Here is a 21,075-nt window from a genome sequence, read left to right on the forward strand (position 1 = left end):
GGCCCGCTGTTTGGCGGCGTCTGTTACGCCGTCTTTGCAGTAGCGGCGCCGGCCCGGCGTGGCCTAGAGTCACTGCATGAGTATCGATGCGGCGGCCTTCAAGAGGGGCATGCGCCACCTGGCGGCGAGCGTAACCCTGATCACCACCAAAGTTCAGGACCAGCGCGGCGGGCTGACTGCCACCGCGGTCTGTTCGGTTTCGGCCGAACCGCCGCAGATTCTGGTCTGCGTCAACAAGACAGCCAGCGCCCACGACCCGATCGGGGAAGCCGGCTTCTTCTGTGTCAACATCCTCTGCCCCGAGCACCGCAAGCTGGCCGAGCGCTTCGCCGGCATGGACGGTACCGAGGGCGACGAACGGTTCCGGGACATGGGCGAATGGACGACGCTCACCACCGGCGCGCCGGTGCTGAAGGGATGTCCCGTGTCGTTCGACTGCAAGCTCGTCACCGAGCTTTCGGCCGGCACGCACACGATCTACATCGGCGAGATCGTCGATGTGGCATTGCATGAAACCGCCCTGCCGCTCCTCTATGCGGACGGCGCCTTCGTGCATGGTGAAGCCCTGAAGAAGGCAGCCCAGGCAGCCTGAACGAGCGGGGTTGCGCCCCCGCACCAACCCACTATGTTCGCGCCCGCCCGAACGGGCGCCTGCTGGGGCGTCGCCAAGCGGTAAGGCAGAGGATTTTGATTCCTCCATTCCCAGGTTCGAATCCTGGCGCCCCAGCCATCGCGCCCTCGTAGAGGGCTTCGACGTCCGTCTGTCTTCTGGATGAACCGCTCGAGCGACAAGGTCTATGAACTTTCTGAAAAATACGCTTTTGGTCGTCGTTCTCACCGGCATTTGCGCGCTTTGCCTCGAGGGCATGACGCGGCTCTTCCTCGACAACGGCATGCTCTACGAACTCGAAATGTGGCGATATGCACGCGACGTGAAGGTGCGGGACATGCGGCCCGACCTCGGTCATCGCCACCGGCCCAATGCCGAGGCTGAGCTCATGGGCGTCAAGGTCACGACCGATTCGCACGGCTTCCGGTCGTCGGAGATCCCCGAGAAGGCGCCGCCGGGCGTGGCGCGCATCGCTTTCGCGGGCGATTCGACGACCCTGGGCTGGGGCGTCGCGCAGAACGAGACCGCCGCTGCGCGGGTCACCGCCGCGCTGGTCGGCGAGGGCCGCAAGGTCGACAGCTACAATCTCGGTGTCGGCAACCACAACACGCTGCAGGAACTCACGCTGTTCCGCGAGAGCGCTGCGAAGCTGAAGCCCGATATCATCGTGCTCAGCTATTTCATCAACGACGCCGAGCCGATGCCGACCTATGGCCAGACCTCCTGGCTGGACGAACATTCTGCAGCCTGGGTGGTGTTCAAGTACCGCCTGGACTCGCTGATGCGCCAGTTCGGCGAGGCGCCCGACTGGAAGCGCTACTACCGCGAACTCTACAAGGATGACGCCGCCGGCTGGCAGCAGACGCGCAAGGCCCTGCAGGGCTTCGCGACGACGGCGCGCGAGATGGGCGCCAAGCTGGTCGTGTTCAACATTCCCGAGCTGCGCGAGCTGAAACCCTATCCCTTTCCCGAGGTCACCGCCAAGGTGAAGGCCGATGTCGAGGGGCTGGGCGTGCCGTTCTTCGACATGCTGCCGACGGTCGAGAATCTCGACCCGCCGAGCCTCTGGGTGACGGTCCCGGACCCTCATCCGAACGGCGCGGCGATGGCAGCCTTCACCACCATGATTGTGCCCGAGCTCAACAAGCTGCTGGACGGCCTGTGCCGGGATGAAGGCAAGGGCTGCAAATAGAATGCGGTTCCTCAAGGACGCACTGCTTGTCCTGGTTTCGCTCGCGCTGAGCGTCGTCGCGGCCGAAGGCGTCGTCCGCTACATCGACGGCTATCCGATCCTGCTGACGCCACTCGGCGAGCCGATGGGACTGGCCAGCGTGAAGCAGGACTCCGTCGACAAGGTCCCGCGCGCCGCCGGCGTCGAGCGCGCCTGGTTCTTTGACGACCCCGCGCCACTGCCCAACAAGCGCCCCGTCCCCGAGGACTGGGAACGTCTCTACCGTTTCATCGAGGCCAATCCCGTCGGCGGAATGTGGTTCCGGCCCTCCGACGCGTTCAAGGTCTGGAACACGAGTTTCTCCGGTGATCCGTGCCGGCACTGGTTCCTGCGTCATGCGCCGGGGCAGCTCTTCCTCTACGATGCGCCGGACGGTCAGCCGCGGCCGCCCTACCGGTTCCTCCCCGACGTCACGATCCCGAGTGGCCTGACCACCAACCAGATCGGCTGGCGCGGACCGCCGATCGAGAATCCGCGGCCCGAGAAGACGGTGCGCATCGTCTTCGTCGGCTCCTCCACCGTCGTCGAGGCGCACCACCTGCCCTACTCCTGGCCGGAATATGTCGGCCACTGGATGAACGTCTGGTCCAAAGCCAAGGGTTTGGGCATCCGGTTCGAAGTCCTGAACGCGGGCCGCGAGAGCATCGTTTCCAGCGATATCGCTGCCGTCGTGCGCACCGAGGTGCTGCCGCTCAGGCCCGATCTCGTCATCTACCACGAAGGCGGCAACCAGTTCCGCCCGGCCTCGATCGTCGAGAAGGTGCCGGACGTCCCGGTCACCCGGCCGTCGAATGCGCAGGAGCCGGCCGCCGTGAAGTGGCTGAAGCAGGCTGCGCGCTATTCCGCCCTGATCGGCCGCGTGCAGGCCGCGTTCGCGATGGCCGGGGCCACGGCTGGAAGCAACAGCGGCGGCGAATGGCCCAAGCCCGACTACAAGGTCATCTGGCCGGAAGGGCTCGACGAGATGAATCCGGATCTCGACTTCGCCAACCTGCCGGTCAACCTGAACCTCATTCAGAAGGACCTCGACCGGATCCGGACCGATCTCGAAACGGTCGGCGCCGACATGGCGATCACCTCGTTCTTCTGGATGGTGAAGGACGGGATGGTCGTCGATCCGGTGCGGCACCGGTTCATCATCGAGCAACTCAACGCCGCCAACTGGCCCTACCGCTATCGCGACCTCGAGCGGCTGGCGAACTTCCAGAACCGGCTGTTCGCCAAGTATGCCGCGGTCCACGGCATTGCCTTCATCGATCTGGTCGGCAACACGCCGTTCGACCCCGACCTGTTCATCGATGCCGTGCACACATCCTATGCGGGGACACGCATCCGCGGCTGGGCGGCCTTCAACCTGCTGGTGCCGCTGGTCGAGAAGAAGCTCGCCGACAAGGCCTGGCCGCGCGCCTGGCCGGCCGGCGCGTCGACGGCGCTGCCCACCTTCTCGCCACGACTGACCAAGCTCGACTGCAAGCCCTGAGCGTCAGGCCGCGTAGCGGCCGAGATGCTCCAGCAACAGTTCGTTGACCCGCGCCGGCCTCTGGTCGGCGGCATAATGGCCGACACCGGGCAGCACCTCGAAACGATAGGGCGCGGCGATGAATTCGCCCGTGCCCTCGGCCGCGGCGCGACCCACCGTGTCGTCGGCATCGCCCCAGACATAGAGCGTCGGCACCTCGATCGGGCCGAGCGACATCCGCTCGCCGCGGGCCCGGTACCAGGCCAGCGCCGCTTCCATCGCCGGCGCGTTGCCGAGCACGGAGAGATGAAGGTCGATGGCTTCTTTCGGCACGCCTTCCTTGGCGTGTCGTTTGCGCAGCCAGGCGCAGTCGTCCGCCAGGACCTTCGGCACGGCATCGGGCTCGAGGAAGGCCTGGTGATGGCCGGAGCGGCGCTTCTGCTCGCCATCGGGCATCGCCAGCGCCCGCGCGAACGACATCGGATGCGGACGCGACAGGATGGTGAGGGAACGCAACCGCTCGGGATGCTGGAAGGCGATGGCCCAGGCGAGGCTGGCCCCCCAGTCGTGGCCGACGAGATGAAAACGCTTGTCGCCATGCCCGACTGCCGCCGCGAGGTCGAGCGCATCGCCGGTGAGCTTTTCGAAACGATAGGAATCGAGGTTGGCGGGATCGGGCCGCGCGCCGGCCGCGTAGCCGCGCTGGTTGGGCGCCACCGCGAAGTAGCCGGCCTCTCCCAGCACCGGCACGTGGGCCTTCCAGAAGTGCCGCGACACGCCGAAGCCATGCAGCATCAGCACAAGCGGCGCCGACTCGTCGCCGGCCACGGACGCATCGAATACCAGGCCGGGCGCGGTCTCTATCTTGCGGACTTCCATCTCGGTCATTCTCCCTCGCCGGTCCCGGCGCGGCCCCACTTCACTTCGAGACGACGCCAGGCGCGGGCAAGCCGTGCGGCGCGGTCCTCGAACAGGTCGGGGACGACGTCCTTGCCCAGCACTGTTTTCTCGACCTCATGATGGGGCCGCGTGCCGCCATCGGCCAACAGGTGCTCGACCGCGACGCCGCGCTCTGCGAGACGGCGCGACACCAGCACCGTGCGGTGACAGTCGAGCGGTTCCTTCTCGGCGCACATCAGGCAGAGCACCGTGTCCTCAGCACCGTCGATCACGCGATCGAGGGCGGACTTGAATTCCGGCCGCGCGGCGAGCTGATCGTAGCTGCCGCCGTCCTGTGGCTTGCCGCCGAGGGCCGCGCCTTCATGCACGTAAGCGATGCCGGCTTCGGCCAGCGACCGCGCCAGATTATCGCGACCGAACTGCGGAAGGCGGCGCGACCAGGGCGTGGAACGCACGTCGACCAGCCGTTGGACGCCGCCCGCCTTCAGGAGCGACACGAACCGTTCGATCGAATGGTTCGAATGGCCGATGGTCTTGACCGGTTTCATGCGAGGAGGCGCACCTTGTCGATGAAGGCCTGGGTCGCCGCCGAGGGATCGTCGCGGCGGCAGGCGAGGTTGAGCGGCACCTTGATGGCGGGCCGCCCGGTGAGGGGCCGGTAGGTTACACCTTCCAGCGGCAGGCGGCTGAGCGATGCCGGCACGATCGTGATGCCGAGACCGGCGGCCACGAGGTTGAGGGTGGAGACGATGCGCGGCGCTTCCTGGCTCACGTGCGGGCTGAAACCCGCGGCACTGCAGGCCGCGATGATGACGTCGTACAGGCCGCGCCCCTCGGCCCGGCGATAGAGGATGAAATCCTCGGTCGCGAGGTCCTTGAGGGTGAGCTTCGGACGGCGCGCCAGCCGGTGGCGCGCGGGAAGGGCGGCCGACATCTCCTCGTGCAGCAGCTCGTACAGTTGAAGCCCCTGCGGTTCGACGAGGCCGGAGCGAATGAAGGCGATGTCGAGCCGCTCGTCGCGCAGCGCGGCCAGCAGGTCTCCCGAACTGTTCTCCTCCAGCACAAAGGAAATGTCGGGCCGGTCGCGGCGGAACTCGCGGATGGCACGCGCCACCAGCGGGTGGAAGGGCGCCGAGGTGGTGAAGCCCACGGCGATGCGGCCGGTCTCGCCGCGCGCCGTGCGCCGCGCCTTCACGGTCGCGCGTTCGACGGCGGCGAGGATCGCCTCGGCATCGGCCAGGAACGAGCGGCCGGCATCGGTCAGGCTGACGCCGCGCGGATGGCGCAGCAGCAGCGGCGCGCCGATCTCCTGTTCGAGCGCGCGAATCTGCTGGCTGAGCGGTGGCTGCTGCATGTGCAGCTTCTCTGCCGCGCGCGTGACATGGCCCTCGTGCGCGACGGCAACGAAATAGCGGAGGTGCCGCAGTTCCATTGGCATACCCTATAAGTATTGAAACGGCATTTATCATATATTTGAACACTGCATAAGCCGGCCCTAGACAAGCCCTCGTCCTCATTCTGAGGAACCTTGGGATCGGCGAGGGCAAGATGACGATAACGATGGCCCTGGGGCTCGGCGTCCTGATGGTGTTCACCGCCTTCCTGTCCGGCATCTTCGGGATGGCGGGCGGGATGGTGCTGATCGGCGTGCTGCTGTTCCTGTTGCCGCTGCCCGTGGCCATGGTGCTGCATGCGGTGACGCAGATGGCCTCGAACGGCTGGCGCGCGCTCCTGTGGCGGCGGCATATCCAATGGCGCATCACCGTCTTCTACGTGATGGGCTGCTTCATCGCCGTCGGTATCTGGTCGCTGACGCTCTACGTGCCGGAAAAACCCATTGCGCTGCTGATGCTGGGTCTTTCACCTTTCGTACTGCGGATCGTGCCGGCGCGGTGGATGCCCGCCACGCTGGGCCCCGCCCAGGCGCTGGGCGGCGGCATCGCCTGCATGGCGCTGATGCTGCTGACCGGCGTGACAGGGCCGCTGGTCGACCAGCTCTTCCTGCGCTCTCCGATGAACCGCCAGCAGATCGTCGCGACCAAGGCTTCGTGCCAGGTGTTCGGTCACGGCTCGAAGCTGCTCTACTTCGGCGCGCTGATCGAGGGCGCGGGTTCGGTCGAGCCCTGGGTGCTCGTCATGGCGGTCGGCGCCTCGATGCTCGGCACGTCGCTCGGCAAGACGATCCTCGAACGCCTTTCGGATGCCCAGTTTCGCAGCTGGGCGGGACGGCTCATCACCGTGCTGGGCCTCTATTATGTCGGCTACGGCTTGGTGCTGCTGGCGGGGATTGCCTAAGATGGCGCGTGGACATTCCAGCAGGCTTTCGAGAACTCACTGAGGCGACCGGATTCACCGCGGCCAACGGCCCGTGGTTCGAGAAGGTCGAGGGAAACAGGGTCTGGCGTGGCTTCATGCCCGGCCCGCAACATGCCAATGCGCTGGGCATCGTGCATGGCGGCATGCTGGCCGCCTTCATCGATGCCGCGTTGGGCTCCGTGGTCTACCACGCCATCGACCGGCGCTGCGTCACCCTGAAGCTGACGCTCGACTATCTGACGCCGGCGCGGGTCGGAGACTGGATCGAAGCCACGGGCGAGCTGCTGGGGCACGACGAGCATGTGGCGCAGGTGAGGGGCCGTCTCTATGGTCCGCGCCACGATGTGCTGGCCGGGCTGGGCGACTTCGCGCTGCTGCGGCCGGGACGCCCCTTGCGAGTCCGGAGCTAGAGTGTCTTCCTACGAAATTCCCGACGATCCGCCCGAAGGTTTCACTCTCGTCGATTTCGCCCGCGGCCGGCCCGAGCCGAACTTCAACACGCACGTCGGCAACATGTACGTGAAGCGGGGCGAGAAGGGCACGCGCGACGAGTTCGTGCTGGCGATCCGCGTGCAGCAGAACATGTGTAACCCGGCGGGCGGCCTGCATGGCGGCATGATGATGACGGTGGCCGACCTCGTGGGCACCATGGGCGGCGGCTACCTCGCCGGCCTGCGCAAGTTCCTGCCGACCGTCAGCATGACCTTCGACTTCGTGGCACCCGCGCGGGTCGGCGACTGGGTCGAGGGCCGCGCCGAGCTGATTCGCCAGACGCGCACCCTGCTCTTCACCAACATCTACCTGACCGTCGGCGAGCAGAAGATCCTGCGCGCCTCCTCGATCGCCAAGATCTCGTCGGGCGACGGGCTGAGCTACACGAAGACCGGCGTTAACGCCCCGGCGGCCGCGACCTGAAGGAAGACTTCAGGAAGTCGACGAAGGATGTGACTCGGGCCGAGATGCCGCGTCGCGCCGGCACCAGAGCAAGAATGTCGGCGCCTTCGAACGACCAGGGCGCCAGCACGCGCCGCAGTTCGCCGCGCTTCACGAAGGGGCCGGCGTCCCATTGCGAGCGCAGCATCAGGCCGAGCCCGGCCAGCGCCCAATTGCGCACGACCTCGCCGTCGTTGCTGGTCAAGGTCGGCGTCACCCGCACGGCGCCGCTGCGGCCGCCGCGGCGATGGCGCCACAAGGTCACGTCCTCGTTGTTCTCGCGCACGCAGAGGCAATCGTGCTGCAACAGGTCGCGCGGATCTTCCGGCGTGCCGCGGTGCTCGAGATAGGCAGGCGCGGCACAGACCCAGCGGTCGTTGCGCGCCAGCACATGGGCGACCCAGGTCGAATCGCGGACCGCGCCGATATGAACCACGACATCGGCGTCTTCGCTGTCCGTCCAGGGTCGTTCCGAGAGGTCGAGCGTCACGCGGATCGCGGCGTGCCTCTCCGCAAACCGGGCGACGAGCGGTGCCACGTGGAGGCGGCCGAAGCCGAAGGGCGCGACCACCCGCAAGGGGCCTGAGAGGGCGCCGCCCTCCTTGCCGAGCAGGTCGGTGAGGGCGCTCATCCGCGCCAGCATCGCCTGCGCCTCGCTCACCAGATGCTCGCCTTCGCCGGTGAAGCGCAGGCGGCGCGAGCTGCGCACGACCAGGCTGACGCCGAGCGTCCGTTCGAGCTTCTTGAGGCGCAGCGACAGGGCGGGCGGCGTGACGTTGAGCGACCGCGCCGCGCCGCTCAGCGAGCCACTGCGCGCCAGCGCTTCCATGAACTGCAGATCGGCCAGTGTGATCATTCAGTTCTATTTAACTGAACTGTTCGTCTGATTTAAGTACCAAAGGCCCGCGGCTTGCTACGTTCGGGGCATGACGACGACCTTTCCCAAAGCCGTTCTGTTCGATCTGCTGACGGCGCTTCTCGACTCCTGGACCCTGTGGAACGACGTGGCGGGCTCGGCCGAACGCGGCCGAGCCTGGCGGGCAGAGTATCTGCGGCTCACCTATGGCTGCGGCTCTTACGTGCCCTACGAACAGCTGGTGCGCGAGGCGGCGATGGCGACCGGCTTGGCCGAAGGCGCGGCGGACGCGCTGGAGGCGCGCTGGCTGGAACTGCCGCCGTGGAGCGGCGCGCAGGCCGCGCTCGATGCGCTGGCGGGCCGCACGAAACTCGGCGTCGTCACCAACTGCTCGATCCGGCTCGGCCGTCAGGCGGCGGAGCGGCTCCGGACGCAATGGGACTGCGTCGTCACCGCCGAGGAGGCCGGTTGCTACAAGCCCGACCCACGGCCCTATCGCCAGGCGCTCGCGGCGTTGGGCGTCACGCCCGGGGAGGCGGCCTTCGTCGCGGGCTCCGGCTACGACCTGTTCGGCACCTCCGCCGTCGGCCTCAGGACCTACTGGCACAATCGTGTCGGCCTCGCGCGCCCCGATGGCGCGCCACCCGCCGCTCTCGAGCGACCGACGCTCGACGATCTTCTCCCCTGGCTGGAAGGACGTTTGTCATGATCTTGCGCAGATTGCTGCTCTCACTCGCGCCACTGCTCGTGGCGGTCGGCACGGCCACCGCCCAGGGCTTCCCCACCAAGCCGCTCACCCTGATCGTGCCATTCCCGGCGGGCGGTCCCAGCGACGCGCTGGCCCGCGCGCTCGCGCAGGGGATGGCGGCGGATCTCAAGCAGACCGTCGTGGTCGAGAACATCGGCGGCGCGAGTGGCACGATCGGGTTGACGAAGCTCGTGAACGCCGCGCCCGACGGCTACACGATCGGCTTCGGCACGATCGGCACGCACGTGGCCAATGCCGCCCTGTTCAAGAAACTGCCCTACGATCCGCTGACCGGCTTCGAGCCGATCGGCCTCGCCGGCACCGCGCCGCTGCTGCTGGTCGCCAAGGCAGGCCTGCCGGTCTCGAACTTGAAGGAGTTCATCGCCTATGCCGAGAAGAACAAGGCGGACATGACCTACGGCAGCGCCGGCGTCGGCTCGATTTCTCACTATGGCTGCGTCGTGCTGCTGTCGGCGCTCAAGCTCAACATCACCCACGTGCCCTATCGCGGCGTGGCGCCGGCGATGAACGACCTGATGGGCGGGCACATCGATTTCATGTGCGACCAGACGACGACGGCGCTGCCGCAGATCGCCGGCGGCAAGATCAAGGCGCTCGCCGTGTTGAGCGACCAGCCTCTGCCGCAGCTGCCGGGCGTGGCGACGGCGGCCAGCCAGGGCTACGACGTGAACCTGCGCTCGTGGAACGCGCTGTTCGCGCCCAAGGGCACGCCGCAACCGGTCATGGCGCGGCTGAACCAGGCGCTGCGGGCGGCGGTGGCCGATCCGGCGCTGGTGAAGCAGATGAATGCGGTGGGCGTCGATCTGCCGTCGCCGGATGCGCTGCAGCCCGCTACCGTGACGGCGCTGATCGCGCGGGGGCTGGAAAAGGACGTGCCGGCGCTGAAGGCGCGCGGCGAGTATCTCGACTGAAGGGTGGACACTTGAAGCTGATGGACATCGAGACCCCGGCGGCGCTGATCGACGAGCGCCGCATGGCAGGTAACATCGCGCGCATGCAGGGCCATCTGTCGGCGCTGGGCGTGCGCCTGCGGCCGCACGTGAAGACCTCGAAGTGCATCGAGGTCGCGCGCGCCCAGCAGGAGGCGGGCGCCGTGGGCATCACGGTCTCGACCCTGAAGGAGGCCGAGCAGTTCTTCGCCGCGGGCTTCGGCGACGTGCTCTATGCGGTCTGCATCGTGCCGGACAAGCTCGACCGGGCGCTGGCGCTGATCCGTAAGGGATGCGCGCTGACCTTACTGGTCGATTCGGTGGCGGCGGCCGAGGCGGTCGTGGCCAAGGGCAAGGCGGCCAACCAGAAATTCGACGTCATGATTGAGATCGATTCCGACGGCCATCGCTCGGGCGTGCAGCCCGAAGCGGTGGAGCTGATCGCGATCGGGCAGGTGCTGCAGGCGGGCGGCGCAACGGTCAAGGGCGTGCTGACCCATGCCGGCAGTTCCTACGATCTCGACACGCCTGAGGCACTGCAGGCGCTGGCCGAGCAGGAGCGGGCGCTGTGCGTGCGTGCCGCCGAGCGCCTGCGGGCCGCGGGCATCGCCTGCCCCGAGGTCAGCATTGGCTCGACGCCGACCGCGATCGCCGCACAGAATCTCGAAGGCGTCACCGAGGTCCGCGCCGGCGTCTACGTCTTCTTCGACCTCGTGATGTCCAATGTCGGCGTCTGCACGCCGCAGGACGTGGCACTCTCCGTGCTGACCACGGTGATCGGCCATCAGCCCGAGAAGGGCTGGGTGATCGTCGATGCCGGTTGGATGGCGATGAGCCGCGACCGCGGCACGCAGCGCCAGAAGATCGACTATGGCTACGGCGCCGTGTGCGACGTCGAGGGCAACGTGATCGACGGGCTGATCGTCTCGGGCGCCAACCAGGAGCACGGCATCGTCTCGCGCCGCGGCGGCACGGCCGATACGGGTCTGGTCGAACGTTTCCCGATAGGCGCCCGGCTGCGCATCCTGCCGAACCATGCCTGCGCCACCGGCGCGCAGTACCCGGCCTACGTCGCGGTGACGCCGTCCGGTGATGCCGCGACCTGGCCGCGCTTCCAGGGGTGGTAGGCTAGACCGTCGCGCCGAAGTGGCTGCCGAGCGCGCGGCGGCCGGAATCGGTGAGGCGCACGGTGCGGCTGCGGCGCAGGCGCTCGGCCCAGCCGCGCTTGAAGAAGGTGTCGGCGATGGCGGCGCCCAGGGCGCCCGAGATGTGCGGGCGACGCTCGCTCCAGTCGAGGCATTGGCGCGCGAAGTGGCGCGAACTCGCCTGGCGTGCCGTCCCGAGATCGACGCCTAGCTTGCCGCAGAACAGTTCGCCCGAGGGTGTGAGCTGCCAGTCGCGCGGTCCCTTGGGTTCGAGATGGCCCTGTCGGGTGAGCGAATCGGTGACGGCGATGCCGACCTGTCCGGCGAGATGATCGTAGCAGGTGCGGCAGAAGCGGAGATCGGGATCGCGCCGCCACGCCGCGCTCTTCGACGCCGGGGTGGCCCGCGTGCCGGCCAGCGCCATCAGCGATTCGATGGCGTGCGCCACTTCGGGCGAGGCGAGGCGATAGAAGCGGTTGCGGCCCTGGGCGCGGGCCGCCAGCAGGTCCGCCTCGACCATGCGCGCGAGGTGACCGCTTGCGGTCTGGGCGGTGATGCCGGCGTTGTGCGCGAGATCCGATGCGGTGTGCGCGCGGCCATCCATCAGCAGCGACAGCATCGAAGCGCGCGCCGGGTCGCCCATCAGGGCGGCGATTTCGGAGAGGGCGTTCACGGTGGTCATGCCCGAACTCTAGGCCCAGGCGTCTACGCTCGCCACGGTCAATGGTTCGGCAGGCGCCGAAGTATTACCGCCACTTCGGATTGGCGATGGCGATCTTGTCGGCGATGGTGGCTTCGAGATGGGCCATCAGCGGGGCGTCGCTCTCGTCGCGTTCGCCGGTGCGCAGCTGGCGCGCCAGTTCGCGGTTCAGTTCGTCGAGCGGGGCCTCGTGGCCGAGCAGTCCGACCAGACGTTCGTGCTCGCGCGCATCGGCCGCCGGGCCCAGCCGCACCTCGCGTTCGAGAATGGCGAGCGAATTCACCGCGACCCGCATCTGGAAGCCGAGCCGCGGCTCGGTGCGGTCGAGCGCGGGCATCGCCTCCTCGCGTAAAAAGTCGGCGATGGCGGTTAAAAGTTCGGCGGCGGTGGGGCGGTCCTGGGCCACGGTCAGGCTCCCTGCTTCAGCAGTTGCAACAGGTCGACTTCGGTCTCGACGGCGCGGCGGCCGATCGAGGCGTGCTCCATCGATTTGATCGACCCCGAGAGATGCTTGAAAGCCTGGTTGAGGCAGATGATGCCCCAGTGCGCGGTGCCGAAGACTTCCCACCAGTGGGCGCGAACCGGATCGACCGTGCCGCCGCCGGCGCGCTCATAGGCGGCCCATAGTTCCGCGCGGCTGCCGAAGCCGCCGGCCGGCTTGTCGATCGCGCCGAAGCGCCAGCTCTTGACGCACAGCCAGCCGAGATCCTCGACCGGGTCGCCGAGATGGGCGAGCTCCCAGTCGAGGATGGTCGTCACGCCGGTCTCGTCGACCAGGTAGTTGCCGGTGCGGTAGTCGCCATGCACCAGCACCGGCCGGTCGAGCGGCGCGGGCTTGCGACGGTCGAGCCAGGTGAGGGCCAGTTCGAACACCGGCTGCGCTTGGCCCAACACGTCGAGCGAGCGGCGCAGCTCGGCGATATGATCGGCGGCCTCGCGGCGCGGGAGGGGCGGCAAAGTGGCCGGCTCGGTCGCATGGATGTGCGCCAGGATCTCGCCGAGCTGGCCCGCGATCTTGCCGCGGGCGGCCTCGTAGGGCGGGTCGCGCAGCAGCTTGCGGGCAATCGCGATGCCGCCGACCCGTCGCATCACATAGGCCTCACCCAGCCCGTCTTCGGGCGTGAGTTCGAACAACGGCTCGGGGGAGCGCACGCCGGAATCATGGGCGGCGCGCAGCACCCGGAACTCGGTGGCGCGATCGATCGCGACGGCGCGTTCGCGTTCGGACTTGCGCTGCGCCGGCGGATCGCGGCGCAGGATCAGCGCGTGGCGCTCGCCCTTCACCACGGCATCGAAGCTCCAGGTCTGGCGCGAGGCGCCCCCGGACTGGCGGGACAGGGCTTCGATGGCGGCGGGACTGCCGAAATGGCGGCTTGTCGCCTCGGCGAGGATGCGGGCGACGGTTTCTGTTTCGGTCGACGTATGAACGCTCATTTACCGGCACTGTGGCACAGGCTCCCCCGCATGGTAAGAGGACCGCGCCAACAGGGGAGATCAGCAAGTGTCGAGTGCCTTCGCCGCGATGAACGGCCTGTTCCTGGAAGACCTCAAGCCCGGCATGTCGGCGATGTTCGGCAAGACCGTGACCGACGCCGACATCGTGGCCTTCGCCGGCGTGTCCGGCGACACCAACCCGATCCATCTGCACGACGGCTTCGCCCGCACCACGCGGTTCGGCCAGCGCATCGCCCATGGCATGCTGAGCGGCAGCTTCATCTCGACCGTGATCGGCACCAAGCTGCCGGGACCGGGCGCGGTCTATATTTCCCAGACCATGAACTTCATGGCGCCCGTTCTCATCGGCGAGACGATCACGGCCGTGGCGACCATCACCGCCATCGACGAGAAGCGCCGTCGGGTCACGCTGAAGACGCAGTGCCTGAACGGCGACAAGGTGGTGATCGACGGCGAGGCGGTCGTGCTGGTGCCGCGGCGCGACGCGGCCTGAGCGGGCGCCATGGTTCCGGTGTTCGACGACTGGCATTCGGTGCCGCCCGAGTGGACGGGCGGCGTGGTGGCGCTCGGCAACTTCGACGGCGTGCATTGCGGCCATCAGGCCCTGCTCGCGCATGCGCGGGAGAAGGCCGCGGAACTCGGCGCACCGTTGCTCGCCTTCACCTTCGAGCCGCATCCGCGTGGCTTCTTCGTGCCCGACACGGGACCATTCCGGCTGACGCTCGCGCCGGCCAAGACGCGGCTGCTGGCCGAGCATGGCGTGAAGGCGGTGCTGGCCCAGCATTTCGATGCCGCGTTCGCGGCCCTGCCGGCGGCCTCTTTCATCGAGGACGTGCTGGTGAAGGGGCTGCGCGCCCGCCATGTCGTCTGCGGTTACGACTTTACCTTCGGCGCCCGCCGCAGCGGCAACGTCGAGATGCTGCGGGCCGAGGGCAAGCTGCGCGGCTTCGAGGTCTCGGTGCTCGATCCGGTGACGCACGAAGGCGAGATCTATTCGTCGACCCGCATCCGCGAGGCGCTGCGCCACGGCTGGGCCCGCGAGGCAGCCGGCCTGTTGGGCCATCAGTGGGAGATCGAGGGCAAGGTCGAGCTGGGCGACCAGCGCGGCCGCACCATTGGCTTCCCCACGGCCAACGTGGCCCTGGGCGAACATCTGCGCCCGCGCTTCGGCGTCTATGCCGCTCGCGCCCTGGTCGATGGGGTGTGGCAGGGGGGCGTCGCCAACCTGGGCAAGCGCCCGACCTTCGGCAAGCTGCAGGAGAATTTCGAGGTCCACCTGTTCGACTTCACGGGCGACCTCTACGGCAAGGTGCTGCGGGTCGCGCTGATGGACTTCATCCGGCCGGAGATGAAATTCACCGGCCTCGACCAGCTCAAGGCCCAGATCGCGGCGGACGGAGAGCGCGCCCGCGCTATCCTCGCGGCCTGAGCAGCCCGTCGAGAAAAAGATCGAGGGCGGCGTCCATCGCCGCGAGTGCTTCGCCGGAGGACGACACGCCCCATTGCGGCAGGTGGCCGTCGACGCGCATGCGCGCCAGTCCATAGACGAAGGCCCGTGCGACGAGGCTTGCACCGGCGGGCGCGCCTGCCGCCTCGAGCAGTCGGCCCATCAGCCTCTGGATGTCCTCGTTCTCGCGCGGCATCGACGGCGAACTCTCATAGTCGATCAGACCGCGGTTGGAGACGACGGCGAAATGGGCCGGATTATCCGAAGCCCACTGGAGATAGGCGCGGCCGATCGCCCTCAGCTGCACGAGCGGCGGTTCATCCGCGATCGGCTCGACGGCCGCCTGGATCGCCGCGTGCAACCGGTGCGTCGCCTCCTCGGCCACGGCCGTCATGAGCACGGTCCGGTTGGGGAAGTGGCGGAACGGCGCACCCGAGGAAACTCCGGACCGACGTGCCGCTTCGCGCACGGTGACGGCCTCCGGTCCGCCCTCTTCGACCAACCGCAGCGTCGCTTCGATCAGCGCCGCGCGCAGCGTGCCGTGGTGGTAGGTGCGGCTCGGCTTCCTCTTCGCTTTGGCAACGGGGCGTTTGGCCATCGAGGCACGCTAGCATCACGGGCATGTGAATGTAAGCAGTGCATACACCGCATTGACCGTCTCCCGCGCCATAAAGTAAGCATCGCTTACATATTGGAGGGTGCCATGACGAAGACCCGATTGCTCGAAGGCTGGAACTTGCTGGGCCTGTTGTCCCTGGTGCTCCTGGCTATTTCCGGCCTTTGCCTTGCAAGTCAGGCGTACGACGTCGAGAGCGTGAGGATGGTGATCCGGATCACAGCGCGTACCTCGCTCGTCCTGTTCGCCCTGGCCTTCGCCGCGCAGGCGATGATGACGCTGTGGCCTTCTGCGCTGACGCGCTGGCAACGCCGCAATCGCCGTCAGATCGGCCTCGCCTTTGCCGTCTCTCACACGATCCACGCGGCGGCGATCCTAGCCTTCGCCCGGATGGATCCGCAGGGGTTCCATGAGCATGCGATGACGGGGACGCTGGTGAGCGGCGGTGTCGCCTATGCCTTCATCGCCGCGATGGCGGCGACCTCGTTCGACCGGACGGCGGCCTGGATCGGTCCCAACGCCTGGCGGACGCTGCATTGGCTGGGTGGCTATTACCTCTGGATGTCGTTCATCGTGACCAACGGCAAGCGGATCGGGCAGAGCCCGCTCTATGCTCTCCCGGTGGTACTGATGCTGGTCATCCTGTTTCTCAGGATTGCGGCGCGGCGCCAGGCGAGGCCGGTATCGACCCCGGTCTGACGGTCCCTGTCGGCACGAAGAGAGAAGACCGGCGGTCGCGCGAGATGTATTGAAGCCGTTCATTTGACGGGAGAGCGCGGATGAAGGCGTCCGAAGCGGGAGCGTTCTGGGAACGCAACGCCAAGACATGGACGCGTCACGTACGGGCCGGCTACGACATCTACCGCGATGTGCTCAACTCTCCGACCTTTCTCGATGCGCTGCCGCCTATCGATGGCCAGCGCGGCCTCGATCTGGGATGCGGCGAGGGCGCCAATACGCGACACCTCGCCCGGCGCGGAGCCCACATGGACGGCATCGACATCGCGCCGACCTTCATCCGTCACGCGCGAGCAGCCGAAACCGCCGAGCCGCTCGGCATCTCCTACGCCGTGGCCGACGGCACGTCCTTGCCCTTTGCCGGCGCAAGCTTCGACTTCGTCACCGCCTTCATGTCGCTGATGGACATGCCCGATATCGACGGTGTGCTGGCGGAGGCTTGGCGGGTCGTCCGGCCGGGCGGCTTCCTGCAATTTTCCATCGTGCATCCCTGCTTCGCCCCGCCGCATCGCAAGGTGCTGCGCGATTCCCGGGGCGAGACGCGGGCGGTCGAGCTCGCGGACTATTTCAGCGCGCGGCACGGCGAAGTGGAACGATGGGGCTTCAAAAGCGCTCCGGCGGCGGAGAAGGCAGCCAGCCCGCTCTTCGAGGTGCCGCGCTTCCACCGCACCCTGTCGCAGTGGGTCGATGCTCTTGTCGGCGCCGGTTTCGTCCTGGAGCGCATGGTCGAGCCGTGCGCCAGTCCCGAGCTTGCCGCTGCCCAGCCGGTGGTCGCCGACACCCGCGTCGTGCCGCAGGCGCTGATCGTGCGGGGCAGGCGCCCGCGGGAGGCGGTGGGCGCTCCTTGACCCCCCCGACCCCCATCCCTAGATTGCGCGCCCTATGTTCACCAGGGCTTTCCAGGAGCGAATTACCCGCCCGGTCCGCTGACCGCGGCCGGGTCGTCTTGCCTGCCAGCGGCCGCCCGACGGGTGGTTGGAATTTGCTCTCTCCTGCACCGAGTTTCTTGTGACAACTGACTATAAATCCAGCGTTTTCCTCCCCAAGACTGACTTCCCGATGAGGGCCGGCCTGCCCAAGAAGGAGCCGGAGCTCCTGAAGCGCTGGGCCGACATGAATCTGTGGGAGCGCATCCGCAAGGAGAGCCGGGGCCGGCCGAAGTTCGTGCTGCACGACGGACCTCCCTATGCCAACGGCAACCTGCATATCGGCCACGCGCTGAACAAGATCCTGAAGGACCTCGTCAGCCGTACCCAGCAGATGATGGGCAAGGACAGCCATTACGTGCCGGGCTGGGACTGCCACGGACTCCCGATCGAGTGGAAGATCGAGGAGCAGTATCGCGCCAAGAAGCAGGACAAGGACCAGGTCCCGATCGTCGAATTCCGGCGCGAGTGCCGCGCCTTCGCCGATCACTGGATCACCGTGCAGCGCGAGGAATTCAAGCGCCTCGGCGTCGACGGCGACTGGGACAATTACTATTCGACCATGAAGTACGAGTCCGAGGCGGTGATCGTCCAGGAACTCGGCAAGTTCCTGCTGAACGGCGGCCTCTACAAGGGCTCGAAGGCGGTGCTCTGGTCGGTGGTCGAGAAGACCGCGCTGGCCGAGGCCGAGATCGAGTATCACGACCACACGTCGGACACGATCCACGTGCGCTTCCCGGTCGTGAAGTCGAAGGACGGCAAGCTCGACGGCGCCTCGATCGTGATCTGGACGACCACGCCCTGGACCATGCCGGGCAACCGCGCGCTCGCCTACGGCCAGGACATCGCCTATGCGCTGGTCGAGGTCGTGGCCGTCGCCGAAGGCAGCAAGGCCCGCATCGGCGAGAAATTGGTGCTGGCGCGCGACCTGGTCGATGCCGTCGCCGCGGAAGTGAAGTTCACGCCGAAGATCGTGGCCGAGGTCACGGCCGAGGATCTGGAAGGGCTGATCGCCGCCCATCCGTTCCGCGGTCAGGGCTACGAGTTCGACGTGCGCCTGCTGCCGGGCGGCTTCGTGACCGCCGATGCCGGTACCGGCTTCGTGCACATCGCGCCGGGCCATGGCGCCGACGACTACGAGCTGGGCACCGCCAACGGTGTCGAGGTCCCGGACACGGTCGCCGAGGACGGCACCTACTATCCGCACGTCCCGCTGTTCGCCGGCAAGCGCGTCTACACGCCGGAGGGCAAGAAGGGCGATGCCAATCGCACCGCCATCGCCCTGCTCGACGAGGCGGGCAAGCTGCTGGCCTCCGGACGCATCACGCATTCCTATCCGCATTCCTGGCGGTCGAAGGCGCCCGTCATCTTCCGCAACGCGCCCCAGTGGTTCATCTCCATGGACCAGACGATCCCCGAGATCGGCGGCACCTTGCGCGAGAAGGCGCTGGCGGCGATCGACGCGACGCGCTTCGTGCCGCGCGCCGGCTACAACCGCCTGCGCTCGATGATCGAGACGCGTCCCGACTGGAACGTCTCGCGCCAGCGCGCCTGGGGCGTGCCGATCGCGGTGTTCGTCGACAAGAAGACCGGCGAGCCGCTGCGCGACGCGCAGGTGATGGCCCGCATCGTCGAGGCCTTCCGGACCGAGGGCGCGGATGCCTGGTTCGAGAGCCCGCCCGAGCGCTTCCTCGGCAACAAGTACGATCCCGCCGAGTTCGAGCAGGTGACCGACATCCTGGACGTCTGGTTCGACTCCGGCTGCACGCACGCCTTCACGCTCGAGGGCAACGACCGGCTGAAGTGGCCGGCCGATCTCTATCTCGAAGGCTCCGACCAGCACCGCGGCTGGTTCCATTCCTCGTTGCTCGAGAGCTGCGGCACGCGCGGCCGCGCGCCTTACGACGGCGTGCTGACGCACGGCTTCACGCTCGACGAGCAGGGCCGCAAGATGTCGAAGTCGCTGGGCAACATCACGGCGCCCCAGACGGTCTGCGACCAGTATGGCGCCGACATCCTGCGGCTCTGGGTGGTCGGCACCGATTACACCGAGGACCAGCGCATCGGGCCGGAGATCCTGAAGCACCAGGCCGAAGCCTATCGTCGCCTGCGCAACACGCTGCGCTATCTGCTGGGCAGCCTCGAAGGCTACTCGTCGGACGAGACGATGTCCTTCGACGAGATGCCCGAGCTGGAGCGCTGGGTGCTCCATCGCCTGGCCGAGCTGGACGGGGTGATGCGCCGCGCGGTCGACGACTACGACTTCCATACGATCGCGACCGAGCTGCACAATTTCTGCGCCGTCGATCTTTCGGCCTTCTACTTCGATATCCGCAAGGACTCGATCTACTGCGATGCCGCCGACACGCCCCGCCGGCGCGCGGCGCGCACCGTGATGGCCGAACTCTTCTCGTTCCTGACGGCGTGGCTTGCGCCCATCACCTGCTTCACGGCCGAGGAAGCCTGGCTGGCGCGGCCCGGCGACATGCCGGACGGCAAGGCCGAGAGCGTCCACCTGCGCCTCTATCCGATCATACCGTCGGCCTGGCTCGATGCCGCGCTGGGCGAGAAGTGGAAGACCGTGCGCGCGCTGCGCCGCGTCGTGACCGGCGCCCTCGAACTCGAACGCGCCGAGAAGCGCATCGGCTCGAGCTTGCAGGCTGCACCGGTCGTCTATGCCGCGCCGGAATATCTGAAGGCGTTCGAGGGCCTCGATATGCGCGATTACTGCATCACCTCGGGCGGCGCCCTGGTGTCGGGCGAGGCGCCGGCTGGTGCCTTCACCCTTCCGGACGTGCCTGGGGTCGCGGTGGTGCCGGCGCTGGCCGAGGGCACCAAGTGTGCGCGCTGCTGGCAGGTGCTGGAAGAGGTCGGCAAGTCGCCGGCCCATCCGCTGCTCTGCCTGCGCTGCGAGGAGGCGGTCTCTGCATGAGGAGGATCGACCGCCAGGCGATGGCCCTGCTCGTCGTCACTCTGGTGGCCGACCAGGTCTCCAAGCAACTGCTGCTCGGGTTCCTGCTGAAGGCTGGCTACATCGTGACGGTGATCGACGGATTCTTCCGGCTGGTCGTCGTCTGGAACCGCGGCGTCAGCTTCGGCCTGCTGGGGGGCGATCAGGCGTTGCCGCCCTGGGTCCTCTCGGGCGTGGCGATCGCCGTCTGCATCGGACTCTTCCTGTGGCTGCGGCGAACCGACCGTCCCCTGACCGGATGGGGCATCGGCCTTGTCATGGGGGGAGCCATCGGCAATGTTATCGACCGCGCCCGTTGGGGCGCGGTGTTCGATTTCGCCGACTTCCACATAGGACATTGGCATTGGCCCGCGTTCAACGTTGCGGATGCGGCCATCGTGGTCGGCGTCGGCCTCATGCTGATCGACTCGCTGCAGGGCGAAAAGAAGCCGGCGCCCTGAAGCGGCCATGATCGGCGGACAAAAGTTTACGACCAAGGACGGATGATGAAATCGACTCTCCTCCCGCTCCCATTGGCTCTCCTGGCCTGCGGTACCCTCGCGCTCGGGGGCTGCTCGGCGTTCTCGAATCTGGGTGGCGGAAAGAAATCCTCGCCCGACGAGTTCAAGATCGTCTCGCATTCGCCGCTGACCATGCCGCCCAACGCCGAGTTGCGGCCGCCGCGGCCGGGTGAGCCGCGTCCGCAGGAAGTCACGCCGGCCGATCAGGCCAAGGAAGCGTTGTCGCCCGCACTGGCCGGACGCACCCAGGCGCGCGTCAATGCCGGGCCGGATGCGCCGCGATCCGGCAGCAGTGCCGAGCAGTCGCTGGTCGCCCGCGCCGGCAAGGGCGGCATCGATCCGAACATCCGCGGACAGGTCAACACCGACACCAAGACCCTGGCCGAGAGCGACAAGTCGTTCATCAATGGCCTGATCTTCTGGCAGGATTCACCGCCGCCGGGCGTGCTGGTCGATCCCGCCAAGGAGCAGCAGCGCATTCGCGATGCCCAGGCCTCCGGGCAGCCGGCCGCCGGCCCGACGCCCACCATCACCCGTCGCAAGCGCGGCCTGCTCGAAGGCATCTTCTGAGCGC

General features: G+C 67.6%; 24 protein-coding genes and 1 tRNA gene. 17 read left to right on the plus strand and 8 right to left on the minus strand.

The genetic code is table 11. The annotated features are described in order from the left end of the window. Window positions 1-76 precede the first annotated feature (76 nt). The 4 genes from ACT6UX_RS21460 to ACT6UX_RS21475 all read left to right on the plus strand — a co-directional run bounded on the left by ACT6UX_RS21460 (window position 77) and on the right by ACT6UX_RS21475 (window position 3,321). On the plus strand, window positions 77-592 hold the full coding sequence (locus ACT6UX_RS21460; protein WP_444777187.1) for a flavin reductase family protein: 516 nt from the start codon (window positions 77-79) through the stop codon (window positions 590-592). A 63-nt stretch (window positions 593-655) separates the two neighbouring features. Continuing rightward, a tRNA-Gln gene (locus ACT6UX_RS21465) sits at window positions 656-730 on the plus strand. A gap of 67 nt (window positions 731-797) precedes the next feature. Continuing rightward, entirely contained in the window at window positions 798-1,802 is a 1,005-nt protein-coding gene (locus ACT6UX_RS21470) for an SGNH/GDSL hydrolase family protein (RefSeq protein WP_444777188.1), read from the plus strand. A gap of 1 nt (window position 1,803) precedes the next feature. Continuing rightward, window positions 1,804-3,321 carry a hypothetical protein gene (locus tag ACT6UX_RS21475; RefSeq protein ID WP_444777189.1) on the plus strand — a complete coding sequence of 506 codons (1,518 nt, stop codon included), beginning with the start codon at window positions 1,804-1,806 and terminating at the stop codon, window positions 3,319-3,321. Between the two features lie 3 nt (window positions 3,322-3,324). Here the strand turns inward: ACT6UX_RS21475 and ACT6UX_RS21480 are convergent, their stop codons facing one another. Genes ACT6UX_RS21480 through ACT6UX_RS21490 form a run of 3 tightly spaced genes read right to left on the minus strand, consistent with a single transcriptional unit; the run spans window position 3,325 to window position 5,632 of the window. Beyond that, complete coding sequence (locus ACT6UX_RS21480) at window positions 3,325-4,188, minus strand: alpha/beta fold hydrolase (RefSeq protein ID WP_444777190.1); 864 nt, start codon at window positions 4,186-4,188, stop codon at window positions 3,325-3,327. Beyond that, complete coding sequence (locus ACT6UX_RS21485; RefSeq protein WP_444777191.1) at window positions 4,185-4,748, minus strand: DUF488 domain-containing protein; 564 nt, start codon at window positions 4,746-4,748, stop codon at window positions 4,185-4,187. Before ACT6UX_RS21485 ends, ACT6UX_RS21480 begins: the two co-directional genes overlap by 4 nt. Beyond that, on the minus strand, window positions 4,745-5,632 hold the full coding sequence (locus tag ACT6UX_RS21490) for a LysR family transcriptional regulator (RefSeq protein WP_444777192.1): 888 nt from the start codon (window positions 5,630-5,632) through the stop codon (window positions 4,745-4,747). Before ACT6UX_RS21490 ends, ACT6UX_RS21485 begins: the two co-directional genes overlap by 4 nt. 116 nt (window positions 5,633-5,748) lie before the next feature. Here ACT6UX_RS21490 and ACT6UX_RS21495 point away from each other — a divergent pair, with 116 nt between their 5' ends. Genes ACT6UX_RS21495 through ACT6UX_RS21505 form a run of 3 tightly spaced genes read left to right on the plus strand, consistent with a single transcriptional unit; the run spans window position 5,749 to window position 7,431 of the window. Beyond that, complete coding sequence (locus ACT6UX_RS21495) at window positions 5,749-6,495, plus strand: TSUP family transporter (protein ID WP_444777193.1); 747 nt, start codon at window positions 5,749-5,751, stop codon at window positions 6,493-6,495. A gap of 8 nt (window positions 6,496-6,503) precedes the next feature. Beyond that, window positions 6,504-6,926: a PaaI family thioesterase gene (locus ACT6UX_RS21500; protein WP_444777194.1), complete on the plus strand. Its 423-nt coding sequence runs from the start codon at window positions 6,504-6,506 to the stop codon at window positions 6,924-6,926. A gap of 1 nt (window position 6,927) precedes the next feature. Then, entirely contained in the window at window positions 6,928-7,431 is a 504-nt protein-coding gene (locus tag ACT6UX_RS21505; protein ID WP_444777195.1) for a PaaI family thioesterase, read from the plus strand. On the opposite strand, the gene ACT6UX_RS21510 is transcribed toward ACT6UX_RS21505, so the two are convergent. Beyond that, window positions 7,406-8,305 (minus strand): LysR family transcriptional regulator, encoded by a 900-nt coding sequence (locus tag ACT6UX_RS21510; RefSeq protein WP_444777196.1) that lies wholly within the window; start codon window positions 8,303-8,305, stop codon window positions 7,406-7,408. The genes ACT6UX_RS21505 and ACT6UX_RS21510 overlap by 26 nt on opposite strands. Before the next feature lie 70 nt (window positions 8,306-8,375). Here ACT6UX_RS21510 and ACT6UX_RS21515 point away from each other — a divergent pair, with 70 nt between their 5' ends. From ACT6UX_RS21515 to ACT6UX_RS21525, 3 genes are read left to right on the plus strand one after another with little or no spacing between them, the layout of a single operon-like run. Next, window positions 8,376-9,014 (plus strand): HAD-IA family hydrolase, encoded by a 639-nt coding sequence (locus tag ACT6UX_RS21515; RefSeq protein ID WP_444777197.1) that lies wholly within the window; start codon window positions 8,376-8,378, stop codon window positions 9,012-9,014. After that, window positions 9,011-9,985: a tripartite tricarboxylate transporter substrate-binding protein gene (locus tag ACT6UX_RS21520; protein ID WP_444777198.1), complete on the plus strand. Its 975-nt coding sequence runs from the start codon at window positions 9,011-9,013 to the stop codon at window positions 9,983-9,985. The genes ACT6UX_RS21515 and ACT6UX_RS21520 overlap by 4 nt, the downstream gene beginning before the upstream one ends. A gap of 20 nt (window positions 9,986-10,005) precedes the next feature. Further along, the gene (locus tag ACT6UX_RS21525; protein ID WP_444777199.1) at window positions 10,006-11,130 is read left to right on the plus strand and encodes a DSD1 family PLP-dependent enzyme; all 1,125 of its coding nucleotides are present in this window, start codon (window positions 10,006-10,008) and stop codon (window positions 11,128-11,130) included. A 1-nt stretch (window position 11,131) separates the two neighbouring features. On the opposite strand, the gene ACT6UX_RS21530 is transcribed toward ACT6UX_RS21525, so the two are convergent. The 3 genes from ACT6UX_RS21530 to ACT6UX_RS21540 all read right to left on the minus strand — a co-directional run bounded on the left by ACT6UX_RS21530 (window position 11,132) and on the right by ACT6UX_RS21540 (window position 13,282). Next, on the minus strand, window positions 11,132-11,830 hold the full coding sequence (locus ACT6UX_RS21530; RefSeq protein WP_444777200.1) for an ArsR/SmtB family transcription factor: 699 nt from the start codon (window positions 11,828-11,830) through the stop codon (window positions 11,132-11,134). 64 nt (window positions 11,831-11,894) lie between these two features. After that, the gene (locus ACT6UX_RS21535; protein WP_444777201.1) at window positions 11,895-12,254 is read right to left on the minus strand and encodes a DUF6285 domain-containing protein; all 360 of its coding nucleotides are present in this window, start codon (window positions 12,252-12,254) and stop codon (window positions 11,895-11,897) included. A 2-nt stretch (window positions 12,255-12,256) separates the two neighbouring features. Then, on the minus strand, window positions 12,257-13,282 hold the full coding sequence (locus ACT6UX_RS21540) for a phosphotransferase family protein (RefSeq protein ID WP_444777202.1): 1,026 nt from the start codon (window positions 13,280-13,282) through the stop codon (window positions 12,257-12,259). A gap of 67 nt (window positions 13,283-13,349) precedes the next feature. Here ACT6UX_RS21540 and ACT6UX_RS21545 point away from each other — a divergent pair, with 67 nt between their 5' ends. Continuing rightward, on the plus strand, window positions 13,350-13,796 hold the full coding sequence (locus ACT6UX_RS21545) for a MaoC family dehydratase (protein WP_444777203.1): 447 nt from the start codon (window positions 13,350-13,352) through the stop codon (window positions 13,794-13,796). Between the two features lie 9 nt (window positions 13,797-13,805). After that, on the plus strand, window positions 13,806-14,732 hold the full coding sequence (locus tag ACT6UX_RS21550; RefSeq protein ID WP_444777204.1) for a bifunctional riboflavin kinase/FAD synthetase: 927 nt from the start codon (window positions 13,806-13,808) through the stop codon (window positions 14,730-14,732). Here the strand turns inward: ACT6UX_RS21550 and ACT6UX_RS21555 are convergent. Next, window positions 14,716-15,348 (minus strand): TetR/AcrR family transcriptional regulator, encoded by a 633-nt coding sequence (locus ACT6UX_RS21555; protein WP_444777205.1) that lies wholly within the window; start codon window positions 15,346-15,348, stop codon window positions 14,716-14,718. The two genes, ACT6UX_RS21550 and ACT6UX_RS21555, sit on opposite strands and share 17 nt — an antisense overlap. 105 nt (window positions 15,349-15,453) lie before the next feature. Here ACT6UX_RS21555 and ACT6UX_RS21560 point away from each other — a divergent pair, with 105 nt between their 5' ends. The 5 genes from ACT6UX_RS21560 to ACT6UX_RS21580 all read left to right on the plus strand — a co-directional run bounded on the left by ACT6UX_RS21560 (window position 15,454) and on the right by ACT6UX_RS21580 (window position 21,071). After that, a complete protein-coding gene (locus ACT6UX_RS21560; protein WP_444777206.1) occupies window positions 15,454-16,065 on the plus strand; it encodes a hypothetical protein in 612 nt (203 codons plus the stop codon). Window positions 16,066-16,145: 80 nt separating this feature from the next. Further along, on the plus strand, window positions 16,146-16,952 hold the full coding sequence (locus ACT6UX_RS21565) for a class I SAM-dependent methyltransferase (protein WP_444777207.1): 807 nt from the start codon (window positions 16,146-16,148) through the stop codon (window positions 16,950-16,952). A 211-nt stretch (window positions 16,953-17,163) separates the two neighbouring features. Beyond that, on the plus strand, window positions 17,164-19,962 hold the full coding sequence (gene ileS / locus ACT6UX_RS21570; protein ID WP_444777208.1) for an isoleucine--tRNA ligase: 2,799 nt from the start codon (window positions 17,164-17,166) through the stop codon (window positions 19,960-19,962). Beyond that, a complete protein-coding gene (gene lspA, locus ACT6UX_RS21575) occupies window positions 19,959-20,441 on the plus strand; it encodes a signal peptidase II (RefSeq protein ID WP_422017642.1) in 483 nt (160 codons plus the stop codon). The genes ileS and lspA overlap by 4 nt, the downstream gene beginning before the upstream one ends. A 45-nt stretch (window positions 20,442-20,486) precedes the next feature. Further along, a complete protein-coding gene (locus ACT6UX_RS21580; RefSeq protein WP_444777209.1) occupies window positions 20,487-21,071 on the plus strand; it encodes a DUF3035 domain-containing protein in 585 nt (194 codons plus the stop codon). The last annotated feature ends 4 nt before the right edge of the window (window positions 21,072-21,075 follow it).

The sequence above is a fragment of the Reyranella sp. genome, assembly GCF_052439685.1.
Taxonomy (GTDB): Bacteria; Pseudomonadota; Alphaproteobacteria; order Reyranellales; family Reyranellaceae; genus Reyranella.

What these genes read in the sequence shown, in the direction of transcription:
- ACT6UX_RS21565 (WP_444777207.1), top strand. Translation starts at nt 16,146, where the DNA reads ATGAAGGCGTCCGAAGCGGGAGCGTTCTGGGAACGCAACGCCAAGACA.
- ACT6UX_RS21520 (WP_444777198.1), top strand. Translation starts at nt 9,011, where the DNA reads ATGATCTTGCGCAGATTGCTGCTCTCACTCGCGCCACTGCTCGTGGCG.
- ileS (WP_444777208.1), top strand. Translation starts at nt 17,164, where the DNA reads ATGAGGGCCGGCCTGCCCAAGAAGGAGCCGGAGCTCCTGAAGCGCTGG.
- ACT6UX_RS21515 (WP_444777197.1), top strand. Translation starts at nt 8,376, where the DNA reads ATGACGACGACCTTTCCCAAAGCCGTTCTGTTCGATCTGCTGACGGCG.
- ACT6UX_RS21480 (WP_444777190.1), bottom strand. Translation starts at nt 4,188, where the DNA reads ATGACCGAGATGGAAGTCCGCAAGATAGAGACCGCGCCCGGCCTGGTA.
- ACT6UX_RS21560 (WP_444777206.1), top strand. Translation starts at nt 15,454, where the DNA reads ATGACGAAGACCCGATTGCTCGAAGGCTGGAACTTGCTGGGCCTGTTG.
- ACT6UX_RS21470 (WP_444777188.1), top strand. Translation starts at nt 798, where the DNA reads ATGAACTTTCTGAAAAATACGCTTTTGGTCGTCGTTCTCACCGGCATT.
- lspA (WP_422017642.1), top strand. Translation starts at nt 19,959, where the DNA reads ATGAGGAGGATCGACCGCCAGGCGATGGCCCTGCTCGTCGTCACTCTG.
- ACT6UX_RS21510 (WP_444777196.1), bottom strand. Translation starts at nt 8,305, where the DNA reads ATGATCACACTGGCCGATCTGCAGTTCATGGAAGCGCTGGCGCGCAGT.
- ACT6UX_RS21525 (WP_444777199.1), top strand. Translation starts at nt 10,006, where the DNA reads ATGGACATCGAGACCCCGGCGGCGCTGATCGACGAGCGCCGCATGGCA.
- ACT6UX_RS21485 (WP_444777191.1), bottom strand. Translation starts at nt 4,748, where the DNA reads ATGAAACCGGTCAAGACCATCGGCCATTCGAACCATTCGATCGAACGG.
- ACT6UX_RS21550 (WP_444777204.1), top strand. Translation starts at nt 13,806, where the DNA reads ATGGTTCCGGTGTTCGACGACTGGCATTCGGTGCCGCCCGAGTGGACG.
- ACT6UX_RS21555 (WP_444777205.1), bottom strand. Translation starts at nt 15,348, where the DNA reads ATGGCCAAACGCCCCGTTGCCAAAGCGAAGAGGAAGCCGAGCCGCACC.
- ACT6UX_RS21460 (WP_444777187.1), top strand. Translation starts at nt 77, where the DNA reads ATGAGTATCGATGCGGCGGCCTTCAAGAGGGGCATGCGCCACCTGGCG.
- ACT6UX_RS21495 (WP_444777193.1), top strand. Translation starts at nt 5,749, where the DNA reads ATGACGATAACGATGGCCCTGGGGCTCGGCGTCCTGATGGTGTTCACC.
- ACT6UX_RS21580 (WP_444777209.1), top strand. Translation starts at nt 20,487, where the DNA reads ATGAAATCGACTCTCCTCCCGCTCCCATTGGCTCTCCTGGCCTGCGGT.
- ACT6UX_RS21540 (WP_444777202.1), bottom strand. Translation starts at nt 13,282, where the DNA reads ATGAGCGTTCATACGTCGACCGAAACAGAAACCGTCGCCCGCATCCTC.
- ACT6UX_RS21530 (WP_444777200.1), bottom strand. Translation starts at nt 11,830, where the DNA reads ATGACCACCGTGAACGCCCTCTCCGAAATCGCCGCCCTGATGGGCGAC.
- ACT6UX_RS21490 (WP_444777192.1), bottom strand. Translation starts at nt 5,632, where the DNA reads ATGGAACTGCGGCACCTCCGCTATTTCGTTGCCGTCGCGCACGAGGGC.
- ACT6UX_RS21475 (WP_444777189.1), top strand. Translation starts at nt 1,804, where the DNA reads ATGCGGTTCCTCAAGGACGCACTGCTTGTCCTGGTTTCGCTCGCGCTG.